Below are 18,567 nucleotides of genomic sequence, written 5' to 3'. Positions count from 1 at the left end.
CCCCTGTGAAGAGTTAGCCTCAGGGTGAGAGAACAATGGCTTCAATGGTGCGGCGCGATGTATTGGGATGGATGACGCTCGGGGCCTGTGCGCCCTGGCTCGCCGGCTGCTCCAGCCTGGGGGCTGCGGCGGGGCCGAGCGACAGCCAGCCGGTGGATCTGTTGTATGTCGCCGATACCCTCGACGCCCGCCAGCCGGGTCGCCCGGTGGTGCCCGCCACTCGCCTGGGGCCGGCGACACGTATCGGCCAGGCACCCTGGATCACCGGGGCCAATGCCCGTTCTGCCCAAGCCGGCGGCAGCCCGCTCGATGGCCTGCTTGATGCGGCCTTGAGCGATGGCGTAGAAACCGGCGGCTACGCGGTGCTCGGTGCGCTGCTGCAACGCTTGCGTGAGGAGTCCGGCCACGGCAACAGCCTGACCCTGGAAAACGGCCAGTGCTGGAACGGCAGTGGCCTGGCCTACCTGACCCGAGGGGTCTCCGGAGTCCAGGGCAGCGCCTTGCTTGGCAGCGAAGTGCGAGTCAGCAGCGATGAACGTGTGCTCTGGCCGGACCAATGCCAGGGGCTGTACCACCAGTTCGGCCATCCGGTACTGGGCGCCGGGCTGGCCAGCGACAGCGCGCAACGCCTGGCCACCCCCGGCATGAGTGTGTTCCGCCGTGGCGGCGTGCGCATCGCCGTGGTCGGGATCACCGATCCCTATGCCCGGGATCAGAAAGCTTCCCTCAAGCAATGGCTGCACAGCCTGCAGCCGGTGCTGACTCAGGCCCGGGCCGAAGCCGACCTGGTGGTGGCCCTGGCCGATGTCGGCACTGGTCCGGGGTTCTGGCTGGCCGAGCGCCTGAGCCAGGTCGATCTGGTGCTCTGTGCCCGGGGTCAGGACCTGTGGCCGCAACCGGTGGAAATCCTGCAAGGCTCCGGCAAACGGGTCCCGGTGCTGCTGGGCGGGGCCCGGGCCAGCGGCGCGTTTCGTATCCGGTGCCAGGCCCAGGCCGGGCAGTGGCGGTTTGAAGCGCGCTTCTACCCGGCCTTCAACAATGCCCTGGACGCTGGCGGACAAGCCCATGCCCAACGCCTGCGCCAAAGCCTGCAACAACAGCGGGCGGCCCACGCCGGCTGGCTCGATCAACCCTTGGCCCGGGCCCCGGAAAACCTCTGGCGCCGCGATGTGCGCGGCGGCAGTTGGGACCGCCTGTTGCACCAGGCACTGGCGAGCCAGCCCGACAGCGCGGTGCTGCTGCCGGGGTTGCGCTACGACAGCCCCCTGGCGCGGGGCCAGATGATTACCCGCGAACACCTGATCAGCCTGAGTGGCAGCTACCCGGCGCCGGTGGTCGACGTGCCGGCGCAGCAGGTACGGCAGGTGCTGGAGAACGCGGCCGAGCAACTGTTTGGCGAGCCGTTGCTGCTGGATAACAGCCAGGATCTGCCGCGCTGGCTTGGCCAGCCCTGGCAGGTCACCTACAGCCCCAGCGGCAAGCGGGTCAGCGAGTTTGCCGAACCGCTCGGCCAATGCCGGACCTTCGGCCTGGGCTTTGACGCCGAGGCCGGGCAACCGCTGTGGCAACACCTGGAAGGCTGGTTGCGCGAGCGGCCGGCGGATTGGCAACTGGCGCCGCTGCAACTGCCGCACGTGCGTTACGTGCAGGGTCACCCCGGGTGGCACCCACGGAGCCTGATCAGTTGAGCCGTGCCGGCGGCCTGTTCAACCTGGTGCTGGTGACCCTGCTGGCCTGGCTGGCGGCGCGCTGCGTGCTGCAACTCTGGCACGGCGCCGCGCAACCGCCGCCGCAGTATCCGCAACCGGCTCCGGTGGCCGACCTGCTCCAGCGGCATTGGGCACCGCGCCAGGCGCCAGGCAGCGACTTGCCGCTGACCACGCTCAAGGTCGATTACCTGGGCAGCCTCAAGGCCAGCCAGCTGCGCGCCACGGTGGTGGTGCTGCGTTACCAGCAACAAGAACGGACGTTGACCCTTGGTCAGCGCCTGGCCCCGGGCATCGTCTTGCACGACATCGATGAGCGCGGGCTGATTTTCGACAATCAAGGGCAGCACGAACGCCTGCCGTGGCCGCCCCGGCGGCCGGTGATCGGCCTCACGCGCCAGGAATGAACCGACTATGCACATGATCAATAAATGCCTGGGCCTGACGGCCTTGTGCCTGAGCTTGAGTTTTATTCCGGCCGGCGCCGAAGAAGAGGAGGCCTTGTATGAGGTCAACTTCATCGACACCGAGCTGACCGACTTTATCGACAGCGTGTCGCGCATCACCAGCACCACCTTCATCATCGACCCCCGGGTCAAGGGCAAGGTCACGGTGCGTAGCATCGAGATGCTCGGCAGCGAAGAGATCTACGACATCTTTCTCGCCCAACTGCGGGCCCAGGGGTTTGCCGCGGTCGACCTGCCCAATGGCAGCGTGAAGATCGTGCCCGACCAGGCGGCGCGCCTGGAGCCGGTGCCGGTGGAGTCCTCGCGCCAGGACCCGCAAGTCAATGACGGCATGGCGACCCGGGTGTTCAGCGTGCGCAACGCCGCCAGCGAGCAGATGCTGAACATCCTCAAGCCGCTGATCGACCCCCGGGTCGGGGTGATTACCCCCTATCCCTCGGCCAACCTGTTGGTGATCACCGACTGGCGCAGCAACCTGGACCGCATCGACAGCCTGCTGTTGCAGCTCGACCAGGTCAGCCAGGAACCCCTGGAGGTGTTGCCCCTGGTCAACGCCAGCGCCAACGACACCGCGCAGTTGATGACCCGCCTGCTGGCCCGGGAACAGGGCGCCGACAGCGCGCAAGTGATTGCCGACCCACGCAGCAACGCCTTGCTGGTGCGCGGCAGTGCCGATAGCCGGCAGCGGGTGCGGACCCTGCTCAAGCAGCTGGACCAACCCCAGAGCGCGCTGCGCAGTTCCAACACCGTAGTGATGTACCTGCGCCACGCCAATGCGGCCGAGGTGGTCAAGGTGCTGCGCGGCCTGACCCAGGACACGGCGGCCGGCGCGCCACCGGCCGAAGGCGAGCAGAAGCAGGTGGCGGTCAGCACCTCGGGGATCCGCATGGAGTCGGAGGAGGGCACCAACGCCGTGGTGATGGTGGGTCCGGACAGTGAAATCGCCGCCTACCGCACCATCGTCGAACAGCTGGATATCCGCCGCGCCCAGGTGGTGGTCGAAGCGATCATTGCCGAAGTCTCCGACACCCGTGCCCAGGAGTTGGGGGTGCAGTGGCTGTTTATGGGCGACTCCTTCGGCGGCGGTGCGGTCAACTTCACCGGCAGCGGCGCCAGCATCACCAGCCTGGCGGCCGCCGCCTCCAGCAACGACACCGCCGGCCTGGGCAAGCTTCTGGCGAATGTCCCGGGGGTGACTGCCGGGGTCGGCAACCTGAGCGGTGGCGGGCTGAATTTCCTGGCCCTGCTCAATGCGCTGAAAAGCGAAAGCGGCTTCAACCTGCTGTCGACTCCGACCCTGCTCACCCTGGACAACGCCGAGGCGTCGATCCTGGTGGGTCAGGAAGTGCCCTTCGTCACCGGCTCGGTCACGCAAAACAACACCAACCCCTACCAGACCATCGAGCGCAAGGAAGTGGGGATCAAGCTGCGGATCAAACCGCAGATCAATATCGACAACACCGTGCGCCTGGACATCGTTCAGGAAGTGTCTTCGATTGCCGACAGTGCCGGCGCCAGCGATGTCATCACCAACAAGCGCGAGATCAAGACCAAGGTCATGGTCGAGGACAACGGCCTGGTGGTGCTCGGCGGGCTGATCGGCGACGAAGCCAAATCCGGCGACCAGCGCGTGCCCTGGCTCGGCGATATTCCGGGCTTGGGCCGGCTGTTCCGCTCCACTTCCAGCCAGCGCACCAAGCAGAACCTGATGGTGTTTATCCGCCCGCGAATCATGCGTGACGGTGAGACCCTGGCCCAACTCAGCAGCGAAAAATACCGCAACCTCAAGGTCAACACCTCCCTGGCCTTGCCGGCGCTTTCGCAGAGCAATGCCTTGCTGCAGTTGTTCCCCGCCAGCCGCGAGCGCCTGGATGCTGGCACATGGTAAGCAGCCTGTTGCCCTATCGGCTGGCACGCCAGGCCGGCCTGGCGCGGGTGCCGGGCCAGGATGGCTGGAGCCTTTTGCTGCGCGAGGATGTCGACACCGATGCCTTGCAGGAAGTGTTGCGGGTTCATGGCCTGCCATTGGCGGTCGAGCACCTGGACCCGGCCCAGTACGAAGTGCGCCTGGGCAGCCTGTACCAGGCCGGGGAGTCGGCCACCGCGGCCTTGATCGAAGGGATCGGCGAGCAGGTTGACCTCGACAGCCTGATCAGCGAGTTGCCGCGGATCGAGGACCTGCTCGAAAGCGACAACGAAGCGCCGGTGATCCGCCTGATCAACGGGTTGTTCGCCGAGGGCCTGCGTTTGCGGGCGTCGGATATCCATATCGAAACCTTCGAGCAGAGCCTGGTGGTGCGGCTGCGGGTCGATGGCCATTTGCGTGAGATCCTGCGCCCGCCCAGGGCCCTGTCGGCGATGCTGGTGTCGCGGATCAAGGTCATGGCACGCCTGGATATCGCCGAAAAGCGCCAGCCCCAGGACGGGCGCATCACCCTGCGCTCGGGCGGTCGCGAGGTGGATATCCGGGTCTCGACCTTGCCCGGCATCCACGGCGAACGGGTGGTGATGCGGGTGCTCGACAAGCAGGCCAACCTGCTGGACCTGAACAACCTGGGCATGCCGGCCGAGGTCGAGCAGGCGCTGCGTGCCTGCCTGTCGCGGCCCAACGGCATTCTGCTCAGCACCGGGCCCACCGGCTCGGGCAAGACCACCACCCTCTATGCCAGCCTCAATGCGCTGAACGACGGTTCGTGCAACATCCTCACCGTCGAAGACCCGGTGGAATACGCGATCACCGGCATCGGCCAGACCGCGATCAACCCCCGGGCCGGCATGACCTTCGCCAGTGGCCTGCGGGCGATTCTGCGCCAGGACCCGGACGTGATCATGCTCGGTGAAATTCGCGACCAGGAGACCGCGCAGATCGCGGTGCAGGCCAGCCTGACCGGGCACCTGGTGCTGTCGACCCTGCACACCAACAGCGCGGTGGGCGCCGTGACCCGCTTGCGCGACATGGGCATCGAACCCTTCCTGATTGCCTCCAGCCTCAAGGGCGTCATGGCCCAGCGCCTGGTGCGGCGCTTGTGCCATTGCGCCACCCCCGTGCCGTTGCAGGCTGCCGAGCGCCAGCTGTGGCCGGAACTGGCGCAGCTGGAGCAGAGCTTTCACCCTCAGGGCTGCGAAGACTGCCAGGGCAGCGGCTACAACGGACGCATCGGGCTCTACGAATTCATCACTTTGGATGCCGGGCTGATCAGCCTGCTGTACGACGGCGCCAGCGAAATGGCCATGCACGACTACCTGGCGGACAAGCGCCAGAGCCTCACGGCCATGGCCACCGAATGCCTGCGCCTGGGCCAGACCAGCCTCGAGCAAGTACTGCGCGCGGTGCGTGACTGATGCCGACTTATCGCTACCAGGCCCTGGACCTGCTCGGGCGCAGCCGCAAAGCCAGCATCCAGGCAGAGAGCGAGCGCCATGCCCGGCAGTTGCTGCGCGAGCAGGGCTTGTTCGCCCGCGACTTGCAGGTGCAGCGCGGGAGCCTGTCGAGCCCGCGCGGGCAACGCTTGAACCATGGGCAACTGTGCGAGCTGACGCGGCAGTTGGCGACCTTGCTCAGTGCCGGCATTCCCCTGGTGGATGCCCTGGCGACCCTGGAGCGCCAGCTTGCGGAGCCGGCGATTCGCAACCTGCTGGTGGCGGTGCGCGGTGCCCTGGGCGAAGGCCTGAGCCTGGCCCAGAGCCTGCGGCGCCAGGGCGGGCAGTTCAACACCCTGTATTGCGCACTGGTCGAGGCCGGCGAGCGCTCCGGCAAATTGGCCCCGGTGCTGGAGCGGCTGGCCGAGCACCTGGAGCAGGTGCAGAAGCAGCGGCACAAGGCCCGCACCGCCCTGGTGTACCCGGCGGTGCTGATCCTGGTGTCGCTGGCGGTGGTGATCGGCCTCATGACTTTTGTGGTGCCCAAACTCACCGAGCAGTTCAGCCATACCGGGCAGAGCCTGCCCCTGATTACCCGAGTGCTGATTGGCGCCAGCGAAGGCCTGGTGCTGCTCGGCCCCTGGTTGTTGGCCCTGGCGTTGGTGCTGGGGCTGGGCGCCCGATTGTTGCTGCGCCAGGCGCCGTGGCGCTTGCGCCGCGACCGCCTGGCATTGCGCCTGCCACGGGTCGGGACGCTGTTGTCGGTGCTGGAAAGCGCTCGGGTCTCGCGCAGCCTGGCGATTTTGCTGGGCAGCGGTGTGCCGTTGCTCGAATCCCTGGAAGTGGCGACCGCCACCGTGGGTAACCGGCAGATTCACCAGGCTCTGGAAACCGTGCGCGAGCAGGTCGAAGGCGGCGTGACCCTGTACCGGGCGCTGAGCGCCAGTGGGTATTTCCCGCCGATGCTGCTGAACATGGTGGCCAGCGGCGAGGCCAGCGGCACCTTGCCCGACATGCTCGAACGGGTTGCCGACAACCAGGAGCGCGGTTTTGCGCGGCAGGTCGACCTGCTGCTGGCGCTGTTCGAACCGCTGATGATTCTGCTGATGGGGGCGGTGGTGTTGTTCATCGTGCTGGCGGTGCTGCTGCCGGTCATGCAGCTCAACCAAGGCCTTACTTTCTGAAAAAGGAGATCCATGCCATGCCTGGCAATCGTGTGTTCAAGCGCCGCGAGCGCGGTTTCACCCTGATGGAAATCATGGTGGTGATTTTTATCATCGGCCTGCTGATCGCGGTGGTCGCCCCCAGCGTCCTGGGCAGCCAGGACAAAGCCATGCGCCAGAAAGTCCTGGCGGACCTGGCGACCCTCGAGCAGGCCCTGGACATGTACCGCCTGGACAACCTGCGCTTCCCCAGCTCCGAGCAGGGGCTGCTGGCCCTGACCAGCAAGCCGAGCGTGGAGCCGTTGCCCCGCAGCTGGCGCGCCGATGGCTATATCCGGCGCCTGCCCCAGGACCCATGGGGCAACGCCTACCGCTACCGCACCCCGGGCCAGCATGGACGGGTGGATGTGTTCTCCCTGGGTGCCGACGGCCAGGAAGGGGGCGAGGGCACCGACGCCGACATTGGTAGCTGGGACCTCTAGGCATGCCGCGCTGCGACGGTTTCTCGCTCCTGGAAATGCTGGTGGTCTTGCTGATCGTCGGGTTGTTCAGCGCCCTCGGCGTGGCTGCGCTGGATGCCGGCCAGGCCCCGATGCGCCAGGCTCTGGCGCAATTGGCCAATGACGCCCGGACCCAAGCCGCCCAGGCCCGGCATGGCGGACAACTGCTGGGCTTGCGCTGGAACGGCCGGCAGCCGGAGTTCGTGCGCTGGCAGGTGGCGCAGGGCCGGGGAGCCTGGCGCGTCGAGGGTGCACGCTCCACGCACTGGCCGGCCCAGTTGCAGCCCGACTGGCCTCGCAGCGCCGAGCCGCAGGTGATTTTCACCCCCTCCGGACTGGCCCGCCCCGTGGCCTTGACCTGGCGCTGGCCCGAGGGCAGCCAGCGCTGGCAATGGCGCGCCGACAACACCCTGGAGATTGCGATCCAGCCATGAAGCGCCAACGAGGTTTTACCTTGCTCGAAGTCACAGTCGCCCTGGGGATCGCCGCACTGATGGCGGTGATGGTCAGCCAGCTGTTGCGCCAGCGCATCGCCACCCACCAAGCGGTGGCGCAACACCGTGTCGGCAGTTTGTGCGCCCGGGAGCTGGAGGCGCGCTTTGGCGTGGAACGCTACTGGCCGCAGATCAATGCGGTGAGTGGCGAACTGCGCCAGGGCCACACCACCTGTCACTGGCAATTGGCGCTGGGCAACACCGGGGTCAACCGCCTGCGGCGCGGGGAGCTGACGCTGTTCGCCGACCCCGAGCAGCGCCAGCCCCTGGGCCGGTTCAGCCTGTTTCTGGTGCGCCCATGAGGGCGGCGCAGCGCGGCCTGACCCTGATCGAGTTGCTGGTGGCGATGGCCTTGACTGCGGTGCTCGGGGTGTTGCTGGCGGCCCTGGTCAATGGCTGGATCAAGGTTCGCGAGCGCCTTGAAGAGCCTGGCAGCGAGCCCCGGGTGCTGGAGTTCTGCCTGGCCCTGGAGCGGCGTTTCGATGCCCTGGTGCTGCGTCAGTTGTATGAACAGCGTCTGCCACTGGGGCTGACCTGGCTGGATTGGCAACCCGGGCTCGGCCACTTGCAGTGGGTAGCACTGGGCGCCTGGCCAGCGGCTGACGCCACATCCCGGGTGCAGCGCCAGCGCCTGGTGTTCGACCCCCGGCAACGGCGCCTGAATCTCCTGACCTCGGCCGACCTTTACGCGGCCGGCATGCCGCGCTGGGAGTTGCGTGAGTCGCTGGAAAACATCGACCGGGCCACCTTCAGTTTTTATCAGGGCACGCGCTGGCTGGCCTTTCCTTCCACCGTTGCCGCTCAGCCCAATCGTGGCGTGCGGATCGAGTTCGAGCACCAAGGAGCGCCTTATGTCTGTACCTTCGCCTTGCCCGACACCCAGCCATGAGTCGCAGCATGTTTGAGCGTCTGCGGGCCAAGCCGCGACAGTGGCTGCTGGTGCGGCCGCCGACCAGCGCCGACGCTGGCTGGCAATGGCTGCACTACGCCGCGCAGCAGCCTCGATCCAGCGGTGACTGGCCGCCGCCGGCCGCCTATCTGGAGCTGCCCGGGGCCTTGATCATTCCAGCGCTCGATTGCAGCCATTTCTGCCTGCCGGCGCCCCCGGGGCTCAAGCGCCATGAGTGGCCGCAATTGTTCGAAGACTATGGGCAACAGCCTGCCGAGCAGTTGCTGGTCAGTTGTCTGTCCCGGGATTGCGGGCACCTCGAGCTGCTGGTGATGCAGCGCCAGCAGGTGCAGCAGTGGCTGGCCGAATGTGCGGCGCTGGGGGTGCAGATCACCCAGGGCTGGGCCGAGCTGCAATTGTTGCCGCAGCCCGAACCCGGGCACGGCGTGTGTTGGCAGCGCGAGCAGTTGCTGTGTCTCAAGCGCGGTGGCCAGGCGCAGCCCGGGCAGTGGCTGGTGTGGCCACAGGTGCTGGGCGCGACTTTGCCGCAGGCCTGGCGTGAGTTGCCCGTGGAGCAGATTGCAGGCACCTGGCCCTCGCGACTGGCAGCGTTGGAGCAGGTGCCCGGGGTGCTGGAGGGCGCGCGTCCGCAGCCTGGCCGCGGGCGTCGCTCTCTGCAATTGACCGAGTTGCAGCGCCGCTTGCTGCTTGCTTGCGCGTTGCTGGCGGTCTGCTGGGGTGCGGTTTATCTGCTGCAGACCTGGCAGCAGCTCGCTGACTGGAAGGCTCAGGTCAAGGCCGTGGCCGGGCCGTCCAGCAGCCCGCTCCAGGCGCGGGGCGCGCTCGCGCGGTTGCAGAATCAGGACACCGACTGGCGGGTGCGTCAGCAGCAGATCGTCACCCTGGAGCAGGCACTGTCGGCCTGGTTGCAACAACAGCCGGGCTGGTCGGTATCGAGCAATCATTTTGACGGCCGGCGCTGGCGCGTGGGCCTCAGTGGCAGCGGGGTGCGGCCCGAGCCAGCTGAGTGGCAGGCGATGGCCCAGGCAGCCGGGGCGCAATGGCGTGCCGAGCCCCAGGGCCCTGGCGCTGACCTGCAGTTGAGCTTTGATCTGGGGGAACAGCCATGAGCGTACGGATGCTTGCGTACCTGGACAGCTTCAAGCAATTGGCCCCGGCCCGGCGTTATGGCGTGCTGGTCGGCTGGGCCCTGGTGCTGCTGTTGCTGCTGGTGCTCTTGACCCGGCCCCTGCTGGCGGCCTGGCAAGAGGCGCGCCAGTGGCAGGCTTTGGCCCAGCAGGCGCGCACCCTGGCGCCGCGCCCGGTGTTTTCCAACGAACACTGGCAGGCCCTGGCCGCCTCGCGGCAGTGGGTCCTGACCCATGTCGAACGCCAGGGCGAACGCTGGCAGTTGCAGGGTGAACTGCCCGGTCCCCAAGCCTTGCAGCAGTTGCTGCGCACGGTGCAGGAACAGGGCGGGCGCCCGATGCAGTGGAGCCTGGAGCGTGGCGCGCAAAGCTACGTCTTCAGCCTGGAGCTGGCCGCCGGGGTTGAGGGGGCATGAGCCGCCACATCGCCTGGGGCGTTCTGGTGTTTGCCTTGACCCTTTTGCTGGAACTGCCGGCAGCCTTTGTCGCCCGCCAGGTGCCTTGGCCAGCGCAATGGCAGCCCGACGGGGTCTCGGGCAGTGTGTGGCAGGGCCGGGCGACCCGGTTCGCAAGCCTGGGGCCGCTGGAGTGGGAGGTCCGACCCTGGGCGCGGGAGGTGCGGTTGAACCTGGGGTTTCAACAACGGTTCTGGGAGGGCTCGGTCCGCGGCTGGCCCTGGAACTGGCAGGTGCAGTTGGCACCGCGTGCGGCCAGCGCGATGCCCGCGACGGCATGGGTGCTGGACGGGCGCTGGCAGGGGCGGCTCCAGGTCAATGGCGCCGGGCGTCGTTGTCGCAGCGCTGAAGGTGAATTACTGGGCAGCGAGCTCGCGCTGCTGAGCCCATGGCAGATCAACCTGGGCAGCACCCGGATCGAACTGCAATGCCGGGATGGGCTGCAACTGTTGGCAGACTTGCAGCTGCCTGGCGAACACGGTTTCAAGGTCGAGGCCGACCTGCAACGCCAGCGCGTGCAGGTGGATGGGCGGGTTGAACCGGACGCCGCCGTCATCCCGCTGCTGGTTCAGGCGCGCTGGCTGCAACCCTCGTCGCAGACCTTCAGCAAGGTCCTGGGTAAACCCTGAGGGCTGCGCGGCGCTGATCACTGCTCGGCGTTGCGGCTGTGGCGGTAGTCGCTGACGGCTTCATACACCGCTTTGCGCAGGCGGTTGATGCCGCCAATCGGGCGATGTTCTTCCAGGCCGAACCAGGGGTTGAAGGACTGGTTGTCGCAGGCCAGGTTCTGCGCCGGGGTATCGAAATCCTGGGGCGCAATCCTGACCCGGGCCACGGTCTCGAACGGGGCATCGCTTTCGCGCCACTCGATGCTGGTGTCTTCCAGCGGCATGTATTTGCTCGGGTCCTGGCGCTGGATCTGCAACACGAAGCAGGCCGCCACCCGGTCGGTGGACAGTTGCTGGGTCAGGGCGCTGCGCAGGAAGTTGGGCAGGTCCTGATTCTGCGCCGGCAGTTCGTAGCTCGGGCAACTCGCCGGATCCGGCGCGACCCGGAATTTGGCGTTGGCGCTGCCGAACTTGTAGGGCGATACCGAGAAGTAGGTGGCCTGGGTCGGGCTGGTAGGCGCGGGCGACAGGGTAGCCAGGGCGATAAACAGATGACGCACCTGCCAACTGCGCGGATTCCAGCCGGGGAAGAACGCCAGGACCTTCTTGCCGTCCGCCTGGGCCGCGACGTTCTGCGCGTATTCCGCCACATCGCTGACGAAGAAGTTGGGATGGTTGAACATCACAAAGTCCTGTTCGGTGCGCAGCGGTTGCTCCTTGAGCAGTTGTGGCCCCGCCACGTCGAGCAGCTTGATCGCCATGCCCCGTGCATCGCGGATGCTGTCGAACTGCGGATAGGCATTGCCGTTGGACAAGCGGATGTTCGCTTGCCAAGTCTTGCCCGGCTCGGCGAAGACCCCTTGGCGCAACTCGGGGGCCAGTTGCTCCAGCACCTGGACCTCGGCCTTGACGCAGCCGTGGGCCTTGGCGTGGGCATCGCGCAGGTAGCGCGTGCCTTCGCGGTGCTGGTCGACGATGCGCACGGCGGTCTGGATGATGCCCTGGGTCATGGCCGCCTCGCCCGGCGGAATCTGCTCCTGGGCCGAGACCGCGCCGCTGTGGTGCCAGGCGAACCAGGCGCTGGACAGGGCCCAGCCGAGCAGCCCCAGGCCCAGCAGCCAGAGCAGAGTCTTGCCCAGCAGGGCACCGACGCGTAGCCAGAGGGTTATCAGCATGGGGCAATCCTTTTAACGAAGTCGATCATCATGGCAGTTGTGGTTCCAGCGGCCCGCCCAGGACCTTCAGGTATTCGAGCAGGGCCCAGCGCTCCTCGGGTTGCAGCAGGCGACCGATCACCCCATTGCCCCGTGCCCCGGCGCGAAACTCGTGGCCGCTGTTGTGGTTGCCGCTGATTTTGGTGTCGAACACAAAGCCATTGGCGAACGCCTCGGTGCGATAGCCCAGGTGGCGCGGGTCGTAGTCGAAGGTGCCTCTATAGAAGGTGGTGGCGCGCTCATCCTGAGGCGACAGCAACTGATAGATACTTGGCACCGAACCGTTATGCAGGAACGGCGGCGTGGCCCACACCCCCGCCAGCGGCCGGGCCTTGTAGGCACGCAGTTCGCGCACGCCGATCGGCAGGCCGAAACCGTCGAGCTGGGGCCGCTCTTCGGGGGTGACCTTGGCATCGCGGTAGGCGCGCTCCTCGACAAAGGCGGTGACGTAGGCCAGGCCCTTGGCTACCGACAGCTGGCTCATGTCCAGCGGCTCGGTGGGCGTCGGGTGCAGTTGCACATTGGACGCGGCCAGTTGCGCGGCGTCCCACTTCAGGGCGCTGAGGTCGTAGCGCTGGTCGGCGATGTTGTTGGCGCTGTTGGGGTCGGTGCCGATCACTGCGACCGGCAGCATCCTCAATTGCTGGACCGGGCGGCCGTTGACCTGGGTCACGGGGGGCACGTGGCAGCCGGCGCAGTTCTCGCTAAACAGCGCGCGACCCTTGGCCGCCAGCGCCAGGTCGATGGCGCCGAACAACTCCTGCGGCCACACCGGTGGCTTGAGGCGTTGCAGGGTTTCTTCGATCAGGTTCAGCTCCCGCACCCGGACGCTTGAGGGGTAGCGTGCTTCGTTCTGCAGCGGCTGGCCGTTGGCGTCGAAGAAATTCAGGGTGGCGCCCACCCCCAGGGCTTCGCCTATGTTGCGCGCCATGGGCTGCTGGGCCGAGCCGTTCCACTGCACCCAGTCGAAGGTCCAGATGTCCCACAGTTGCGGGTAATCCACCGGGGCGTTGGCTACGCGGTAGTTATCGGGAGTGATCGCATCGCCGAAGCTGGCATTGGCGATACGGCCGAAGGCATCGGTGCGTCCCGGTCCCTCTTCGGTCGGATAGAGGCCCCGGTGGGTATCGTTCCAGGCCACGCGCAGGAAGTTGTTCAGCGACAACTTGAAGTCTTTGCGCAACTGTTGGTGCTGGGCCTCGTAATCATCGCCCAGCACGTTGCGCGCGAAGCGCTCGAATTTCCACGGGTTGTAATAGGTGGCCGCCAGGCTGGCCACCAGCGCCTGGCCAAAACTGCCGCCACGCAGGGTCGGCACGCTGGAGGGCAGCACATGCTGGGCCGAACCGCCGTCGATGCGCAGTGCCTGGTTATTGAAACGCAGCTCGCCGGTGTGGCAGGCGGCGCAGGTGATGTCCAGGTACTGCGCCGGGTTGCCCGGGTTCTGGTGGCGGGCAAAACCCACCGGCAGATTGCCCGGGTTGTTCGGCGTGGCTTTCTGCGCCGGGTCCACCAGGAAGCCGAAGCGCGCCAGGTACTCGGGCGCCGCGAAGCGCTGCTCGGAAAACGGCAACTCCAGGGCGCCGAACCACTCATAACGCAGGCCTTTGACCTGGGTGCCCTGGGGGGTGAAGTAGTAGGTCTGGCGGTCGGCAGCACTCCACTGTTCCAGGTAGTGCACCTGTTGCGGCGGCTGATAGGCCGGCAATCTGGGGTTGGCGACGTAGTACAGGACGACGGCTAGGATAATTCCGAGCAGCAGTGCGATCAGGGTCAATACACGGTAGAAAAGGCGCAAGTTAAACATCCTTGTCGAATTTTGTTTCCTTATGCACTAGGGCACCAGGCTGGGCAAGTCGCCATTATCGCGTAATCAGGCCGCCCGCGGGCTTTGGCGGCGGGTGCCGCCCTGGCCTTTGCAGGCTGATTAAATGCGCTTTAAGACGTGAACTAATCCAGGGTTTGTTGCTCTCATGCCGGTAGCCATTGGTTGTGGGCGCCTGATAAGCTCGCGGCTTTATTCGATTGCCCTTTTGGCGCATGAACAAGGAAATAGCATGAAACAGCATCGGTTGGCGGCGGCGGTGGCCCTGGTTAGCCTGGTACTTGCGGGTTGTGACTCGCAGACCAGCGTAGAGCTGAAAACCCCGGCGCAAAAAGCTTCCTACGGTATTGGCCTGAACATGGGCAAAAGTCTTGCCCAGGAAGGCATGGATGATCTGGATTCCAAAGCGGTAGCCCAGGGCATCGAAGATGCCGTCGGCAAGAAAGAACAGAAGCTGAAAGATGACGAGTTGGTCGAAGCCTTCGCTGCCCTGCAAAAACGTGCAGAAGAGCGCATGGCCAAGGTCAGCGAAGAGTCGGCTGCAGCCGGCAAGAAATTCCTCGAAGAGAACGGCAAGAAGTCTGGTGTGACCACCACCGCTTCCGGTCTGCAGTATGAAGTGCTGAAGAAGGCCGACGGCGCTCAGCCCAAGCCGACTGACGTAGTGACTGTTCACTACACCGGCACCCTGACCAACGGCACCGTGTTCGACAGCTCCGTCGAGCGTGGCAGCCCGATCGATCTGCCGGTAAGCGGCGTGATCCCGGGTTGGGTCGAAGGCCTGCAACTGATGCACGTTGGCGAGAAGTACAAGCTGTACATCCCTAGCGACCTGGCTTACGGCGCGCAAAGCCCGAGCCCGGCGATTCCAGCCAACTCGGTGCTGGTATTCGAGCTGGAACTGCTGGGTATCAAAGATCCAGCCAAGCAAGACGCCGCCAAGTAATACGCGTCTGTGTTTGAAACAACGCCCCGCTTGACGGGGCGTTGTCGCATCTGGCGCTTGATGCTGGTAAAAAATGCGAACGGACGCTGCAAGGCGCAGTCTGATCAAGAGGTAAGCAGTGGGTAGCCGCACAAGGCTGCCAAGTCAATGAAATAATGGGTTTTTTTATGTGAGTAAAAAACGCCCGATCTGAGCTCAGCCCTTATGAAACGGGGCTTTCAGCCGTGAAAAATAGCTCTGTTCACAAGGTTATCCACAATTTGTGTGGATAACATTTCAGTGGGAGTGAAGATGAAAGCGCCGTGGAATTTTTCCCGCTTCCTGCCCCTCGCCGGAAGGCTGCTCAGCCGTGGTCGCCTGCCTACCCTGTTGTTCGCTGTGGCGAGCAAAGGCGCCAGTCAGGGCAACCGCCTCGGCAAGCTCAAGGACGACCTGCGACTGCTCCAGGCCTTGTGCCTGGCCTACTGGCGTGGCGAATATCGGGCGATCAGCCCCAAGTCGATGATTTCAATTGTGGCTGGCCTGATGTATTTCCTCAGCCCGCTGGATGCGATTCCCGACTTCATTCCGGTTTTCGGCATGATCGACGACATCGCCGTGCTGGCCTGGGTGATGAAAACCCTGGACGACGAACTCAATGCCTTCCGCGCTTGGCGTAATCGCCAACTGCCGGAGAAGCTCGCCGTGGTTGAACGTTTGCCCGATACCCCGGAGCAATTGCAACTCGAGGCTCCGAAGAAAGACTGAATCCTGCGCAACGGATCCATACAATGATGCTCCCCGCGACCTTGGCGACTGTTAGGATTACACTTCAAGGGAAAAGTCCGACTCGCTAAGTGTCGTTGTCCTACGGGGTAGTAATGGATATTCAGATAATTGCACGCGATGGCGAGCCCGAATATGCGGTTGTGCCATGGGCTCAGTATCAGGCTTTATTGACAGCAGCAGGGATCACCGACCCATCGCCGCGCCCGGACTCCGTCATCCACGCGGCCGCACCAGGCCAGGTTCTTCCTGGCCTGGATCAACTACGCAGTTTGCGCGAAGGGAAGGGCATCGCCATTGAGGCGCTGGCCCGCAAAGTAGGCATCAGCCCGTCTTACCTGGCCCTGATTGAAAGCGGCGAGCGTCTACCCGACGCTGCGATTCGCCGCAGCCTGGCCTGGGAACTGACGGTGCCGGGGTGGAGGGAGCAACCGTGAGTGTAAGGATCAGTCGTCAGCATTGGGATGGGCTGTTGGGTGAACTGGATCAGGCCCGTCGACAGCGTCATCTTCTTACTTATCGTGCGCTCCTTGAGCGTCTGCAGTTACCCAGCCCCGCCATGCAGACCCTGACCGCCGCGCTCGAACACTTGGCGGCTCTGGATGCGCGCGCGGAACAACCGCTGCGCAGTTCGCTGGTCATCAGCCAGGGCGCCAGTCGCCTGCCACGCACCGGTTTTTTTGAGTGTGTCGAGCGTCTCGGGCGTTTTTCCGGGCCGTCCGACGGTGTAGCCGCGGCCTCCTGGCATGCTTCGGAAGTGGTGCGGGTGTTCGAATACGAGTACCCCGAATCAGCGGAGGCCTGACATGTTCTGGCGACTCAAGGCACGTTTCGGCTACTGGCTGGCGCGCCGGTTGTTTCATTGGTCATGGCTGGTGCGGCAACCGCGCAGTTGGCACTGGCTGGAAGGGCAATTTGCGCGCATGGCCAACCTCGGCGATGTCGGTGCCCAGAGCTTCTACGGGCATATCCTGACTTTTCGCGGCCAGGGGCTCGGTGCTCGCGAGGAAGGTGTGCGCCTGTTGCGTCTGGCGGCGTTGGCCGGGGACGGCAAGGCCGCTTATCAGGTCGGGGTGATCAGCCTCGCCGGCACAGCCAGCAAGGCACCTGACCCGGCCGAAGCCGCGCGCTGGTGGATCATGGCGGCCAAGGCCGGGCACCCGTTGGCCGAGCTCAAGCTTGCGCAGCTGAATCCACCGGATCCTGCACTCCCTCAGCGCTGAGTGTGGCCGCCAGGTCCAGGCTGTCGATCACATGGATGCTGTAACCCAGCACATTCTTGGCGTGGTGCTTGGCCTGGGAGGCCAGCTCGGCGAGCTGGCTGGAGTCGAGTTGTCCACAGGCCTCTGGATGCAGATGCACCACCCCGATCGACAATGACAGCAGGGCGAATTCCTGGCGCACGCCCTGGCGGTTGGGCGCGATGAAGCACCCGGCTTCCAGGTGTTCGGCGCGGTAGAAGCGTCGGCACTGGCTGTGGAAATCATCCAGGAGCTGGCTCAAGCGCTTGCGCCAATCCTCGGGGCCCAGCACCAGCAAAAAATCATCGCCGCCGATATGCCCGACAAAGTCGCGACTGGGGTCAACACGATCGTTCAGGCATTGCGCCAGGCACAGCAGCACTTCATCGCCGCGGCCGTAGCCGTAGATATCGTTGAAGGGTTTGAAACTGTCGATATCCACATAACAGATCACCGACTCCCGCCCTTGTTGCAGCAGGCGCGTCAGGCATTGCTGGATCGGCACATTACCCGGCAGCAGGGTCAGCGGATTGGCATAGCGTGCCTGCTGGATTTTCAGCTCGGTGATCAGTTTCAGCACATCGATTACCCGCCCCAGGCCCAGGTAGCCGCCGTTGAGGGTGATGATGAAGTCTTCTTCGATGCGCTGGCGTGCGCGGCTGGTGATCAGCCGGCTGACCTGCTGCAATGATTGACTCAGCTCGACGGCCAAGAAGTCGTCGTTCATCAGCCGGCTGATGGGCTTGCGCGCGAACAGGTCGGTGGCGAAGGGCTTGAGCAGGGCATCGGACAGCGAATGGCGGTGCACGATGCCACAGGGTTGGCCGCGCTCATCCAGCACCGCCAGCGAGTTCAGGTTGGCCTGGGAGCGGAAGGCCTCGAGTACGGTGGCGGTCGGCGTATTACGCGCCACTGCCGGTTGCTCGTTGAGCAGGGCGCTGAGGTCGGGGCTTTCATCGCTCAAGGCTACCGTGCTGCTCTCGTGCTTGGGCAGCATGGCGCGGGCGTCCCGGGGGGGCTGCTCTTGCGGGCGGCAAAGCAGATAGCCCTGAATCAGATCGACGCCCATCTCGGTCAGCACCGCCAATTCTTCCGCCAGTTCGATGCCCTCGGCGATAACCTGGGCCCGGGAGGCCCTGGCGATTTGCAGAATCGAGCCAACGAATTCGCGCTTCAACGCGTCCTGATGAATGCCGTCGATAAAGTGGCGGTCGATTTTCACGTAGTCCGGACGCAGTTCCGACCACAGGCGCAGGCTAGAGTAACCGGCGCCCAAATCGTCCAGGGCAATCGAGAAGCCCATGTCGCGGTAATGGTGCAGTGCGTTTTGCAGCAGGCCGAAATCATCGATTGGCGTCTGCTCTGTCAACTCGATGACCACCTGGCTCGGCGGGATACCGAAGTCCTCCAGCAGTTGCAAGGTACGGCCAGGCTGGTGGGCGGCTTCAAGCAGGGATTCGGGGGAGACATTGAGGAACAGTTTGCCGGGCAGTTGCTGCTCGCTGAACCGTTTGCAGGCACTGTGACGGCAGGCTATTTCCAATTCGCTGAGGCGTCCGGCCTGGCGGGCCACGGCGAACAGCGCTACCGGCGAATGCAGCGGGCTGTTGGAGGGGCCGCGACTCAAGGCTTCATAACCCAGGATTCGACGTTCGGAGAAGCTGATGATGGGCTGGAACAGGCTGTGCAGACCGCTTTGAGCCAGGATTGAACTCAAGGCACTCAGCTGTTCGGTCGTGGTCATGGCAATCTCTGTCGAAAAAAAAAGGACCGGGCGAGCCCTTGA

20 protein-coding genes are annotated in these 18,567 nt (G+C 65.1%); 17 read left to right on the top strand and 3 right to left on the bottom strand.

The genetic code is table 11. The features are described 5' to 3' along the window. The first annotated feature begins 35 nt into the window (after window positions 1-35). Genes AC19YX_RS24955 through gspN form a run of 12 tightly spaced genes read left to right on the top strand, consistent with a single transcriptional unit; the run spans window position 36 to window position 10,811 of the window. On the top strand, window positions 36-1,688 hold the full coding sequence (locus tag AC19YX_RS24955; protein ID WP_178102941.1) for a bifunctional UDP-sugar hydrolase/5'-nucleotidase: 1,653 nt from the start codon (window positions 36-38) through the stop codon (window positions 1,686-1,688). Beyond that, window positions 1,685-2,113 carry a hypothetical protein gene (locus tag AC19YX_RS24950; RefSeq protein WP_078470771.1) on the top strand — a complete coding sequence of 143 codons (429 nt, stop codon included), beginning with the start codon at window positions 1,685-1,687 and terminating at the stop codon, window positions 2,111-2,113. The genes AC19YX_RS24955 and AC19YX_RS24950 overlap by 4 nt, the downstream gene beginning before the upstream one ends. 7 nt (window positions 2,114-2,120) lie before the next feature. Continuing rightward, a complete protein-coding gene (gene gspD, locus AC19YX_RS24945) occupies window positions 2,121-4,061 on the top strand; it encodes a type II secretion system secretin GspD (protein WP_102047908.1) in 1,941 nt (646 codons plus the stop codon). 5 nt (window positions 4,062-4,066) lie between these two features. Then, window positions 4,067-5,515, top strand: coding sequence for a GspE/PulE family protein (locus AC19YX_RS24940; RefSeq protein WP_078470941.1), 1,449 nt, complete (start codon window positions 4,067-4,069; stop codon window positions 5,513-5,515). Next, complete coding sequence (gspF, locus tag AC19YX_RS24935; RefSeq protein WP_500607251.1) at window positions 5,515-6,717, top strand: type II secretion system inner membrane protein GspF; 1,203 nt, start codon at window positions 5,515-5,517, stop codon at window positions 6,715-6,717. The genes AC19YX_RS24940 and gspF overlap by 1 nt, the downstream gene beginning before the upstream one ends. A gap of 17 nt (window positions 6,718-6,734) precedes the next feature. After that, window positions 6,735-7,178 (top strand): type II secretion system major pseudopilin GspG, encoded by a 444-nt coding sequence (gene gspG, locus AC19YX_RS24930; protein WP_020295567.1) that lies wholly within the window; start codon window positions 6,735-6,737, stop codon window positions 7,176-7,178. A gap of 2 nt (window positions 7,179-7,180) precedes the next feature. Beyond that, on the top strand, window positions 7,181-7,630 hold the full coding sequence (gspH, locus tag AC19YX_RS24925) for a type II secretion system minor pseudopilin GspH (RefSeq protein ID WP_500607250.1): 450 nt from the start codon (window positions 7,181-7,183) through the stop codon (window positions 7,628-7,630). Beyond that, complete coding sequence (locus tag AC19YX_RS24920; protein ID WP_201131958.1) at window positions 7,627-7,992, top strand: type II secretion system protein; 366 nt, start codon at window positions 7,627-7,629, stop codon at window positions 7,990-7,992. Before gspH ends, AC19YX_RS24920 begins: the two co-directional genes overlap by 4 nt. Further along, complete coding sequence (locus AC19YX_RS24915; RefSeq protein WP_078470767.1) at window positions 7,989-8,579, top strand: prepilin-type N-terminal cleavage/methylation domain-containing protein; 591 nt, start codon at window positions 7,989-7,991, stop codon at window positions 8,577-8,579. The genes AC19YX_RS24920 and AC19YX_RS24915 overlap by 4 nt, the downstream gene beginning before the upstream one ends. A gap of 8 nt (window positions 8,580-8,587) precedes the next feature. Beyond that, on the top strand, window positions 8,588-9,709 hold the full coding sequence (locus AC19YX_RS24910; protein ID WP_500607249.1) for a type II secretion system protein GspL: 1,122 nt from the start codon (window positions 8,588-8,590) through the stop codon (window positions 9,707-9,709). Then, window positions 9,706-10,143 carry a type II secretion system protein GspM gene (gene gspM, locus AC19YX_RS24905; protein WP_500607248.1) on the top strand — a complete coding sequence of 146 codons (438 nt, stop codon included), beginning with the start codon at window positions 9,706-9,708 and terminating at the stop codon, window positions 10,141-10,143. The genes AC19YX_RS24910 and gspM overlap by 4 nt, the downstream gene beginning before the upstream one ends. After that, window positions 10,140-10,811: a type II secretion system protein N gene (gspN, locus tag AC19YX_RS24900; protein ID WP_500607247.1), complete on the top strand. Its 672-nt coding sequence runs from the start codon at window positions 10,140-10,142 to the stop codon at window positions 10,809-10,811. Before gspM ends, gspN begins: the two co-directional genes overlap by 4 nt. A gap of 17 nt (window positions 10,812-10,828) precedes the next feature. Here the strand turns inward: gspN and AC19YX_RS24895 are convergent, their stop codons facing one another. Further along, window positions 10,829-11,965, bottom strand: a complete 1,137-nt coding sequence (locus tag AC19YX_RS24895; RefSeq protein ID WP_500607246.1) for a catalase family protein — start codon at window positions 11,963-11,965, stop codon at window positions 10,829-10,831. A gap of 28 nt (window positions 11,966-11,993) precedes the next feature. Then, a complete protein-coding gene (locus AC19YX_RS24890; RefSeq protein WP_500607245.1) occupies window positions 11,994-13,802 on the bottom strand; it encodes a di-heme-cytochrome C peroxidase in 1,809 nt (602 codons plus the stop codon). A 259-nt stretch (window positions 13,803-14,061) separates the two neighbouring features. Between AC19YX_RS24890 and bamJ the strand changes: the two genes are divergently transcribed. From bamJ to AC19YX_RS24865, 5 genes are all read left to right on the top strand, one after another. Further along, window positions 14,062-14,775: a BamJ family beta-barrel-assembly machinery protein gene (bamJ, locus tag AC19YX_RS24885; protein WP_020295558.1), complete on the top strand. Its 714-nt coding sequence runs from the start codon at window positions 14,062-14,064 to the stop codon at window positions 14,773-14,775. A 291-nt stretch (window positions 14,776-15,066) separates the two neighbouring features. Then, window positions 15,067-15,522, top strand: a complete 456-nt coding sequence (locus AC19YX_RS24880; RefSeq protein ID WP_020295557.1) for a YkvA family protein — start codon at window positions 15,067-15,069, stop codon at window positions 15,520-15,522. 113 nt (window positions 15,523-15,635) lie between these two features. Then, complete coding sequence (locus AC19YX_RS24875) at window positions 15,636-15,977, top strand: helix-turn-helix domain-containing protein (protein WP_043228752.1); 342 nt, start codon at window positions 15,636-15,638, stop codon at window positions 15,975-15,977. Next, the gene (locus AC19YX_RS24870; protein WP_003179080.1) at window positions 15,974-16,345 is read left to right on the top strand and encodes a hypothetical protein; all 372 of its coding nucleotides are present in this window, start codon (window positions 15,974-15,976) and stop codon (window positions 16,343-16,345) included. The genes AC19YX_RS24875 and AC19YX_RS24870 overlap by 4 nt, the downstream gene beginning before the upstream one ends. 1 nt (window position 16,346) lies before the next feature. Beyond that, the gene (locus AC19YX_RS24865; protein ID WP_500607244.1) at window positions 16,347-16,763 is read left to right on the top strand and encodes an SEL1-like repeat protein; all 417 of its coding nucleotides are present in this window, start codon (window positions 16,347-16,349) and stop codon (window positions 16,761-16,763) included. Here AC19YX_RS24865 and AC19YX_RS24860 read toward each other — a convergent pair. Further along, entirely contained in the window at window positions 16,714-18,525 is a 1,812-nt protein-coding gene (locus AC19YX_RS24860) for a bifunctional diguanylate cyclase/phosphodiesterase (protein ID WP_078470760.1), read from the bottom strand. The genes AC19YX_RS24865 and AC19YX_RS24860 overlap by 50 nt on opposite strands. Window positions 18,526-18,567: the final 42 nt, after the last annotated feature.

This window comes from Pseudomonas sp. MF09150 (assembly GCF_059862355.1).
This window is presented reverse-complemented; position numbering and strand designations above follow the sequence as displayed.

Bases quoted from the DNA above. Each gene is read 5' to 3' on its own strand.
- AC19YX_RS24875 (WP_043228752.1), top strand. From the start codon at position 15,636: ATGGATATTCAGATAATTGCACGCGATGGCGAGCCCGAATATGCGGTT.
- gspF (WP_500607251.1), top strand. From the start codon at position 5,515: ATGCCGACTTATCGCTACCAGGCCCTGGACCTGCTCGGGCGCAGCCGC.
- AC19YX_RS24865 (WP_500607244.1), top strand. From the start codon at position 16,347: ATGTTCTGGCGACTCAAGGCACGTTTCGGCTACTGGCTGGCGCGCCGG.
- gspH (WP_500607250.1), top strand. From the start codon at position 7,181: ATGCCGCGCTGCGACGGTTTCTCGCTCCTGGAAATGCTGGTGGTCTTG.
- AC19YX_RS24910 (WP_500607249.1), top strand. From the start codon at position 8,588: ATGTTTGAGCGTCTGCGGGCCAAGCCGCGACAGTGGCTGCTGGTGCGG.
- gspM (WP_500607248.1), top strand. From the start codon at position 9,706: ATGAGCGTACGGATGCTTGCGTACCTGGACAGCTTCAAGCAATTGGCC.
- AC19YX_RS24920 (WP_201131958.1), top strand. From the start codon at position 7,627: ATGAAGCGCCAACGAGGTTTTACCTTGCTCGAAGTCACAGTCGCCCTG.
- AC19YX_RS24895 (WP_500607246.1), bottom strand. From the start codon at position 11,965: ATGCTGATAACCCTCTGGCTACGCGTCGGTGCCCTGCTGGGCAAGACT.
- AC19YX_RS24915 (WP_078470767.1), top strand. From the start codon at position 7,989: ATGAGGGCGGCGCAGCGCGGCCTGACCCTGATCGAGTTGCTGGTGGCG.
- AC19YX_RS24860 (WP_078470760.1), bottom strand. From the start codon at position 18,525: ATGACCACGACCGAACAGCTGAGTGCCTTGAGTTCAATCCTGGCTCAA.
- AC19YX_RS24880 (WP_020295557.1), top strand. From the start codon at position 15,067: ATGAAAGCGCCGTGGAATTTTTCCCGCTTCCTGCCCCTCGCCGGAAGG.
- bamJ (WP_020295558.1), top strand. From the start codon at position 14,062: ATGAAACAGCATCGGTTGGCGGCGGCGGTGGCCCTGGTTAGCCTGGTA.
- gspG (WP_020295567.1), top strand. From the start codon at position 6,735: ATGCCTGGCAATCGTGTGTTCAAGCGCCGCGAGCGCGGTTTCACCCTG.
- AC19YX_RS24955 (WP_178102941.1), top strand. From the start codon at position 36: ATGGCTTCAATGGTGCGGCGCGATGTATTGGGATGGATGACGCTCGGG.
- gspN (WP_500607247.1), top strand. From the start codon at position 10,140: ATGAGCCGCCACATCGCCTGGGGCGTTCTGGTGTTTGCCTTGACCCTT.
- gspD (WP_102047908.1), top strand. From the start codon at position 2,121: ATGCACATGATCAATAAATGCCTGGGCCTGACGGCCTTGTGCCTGAGC.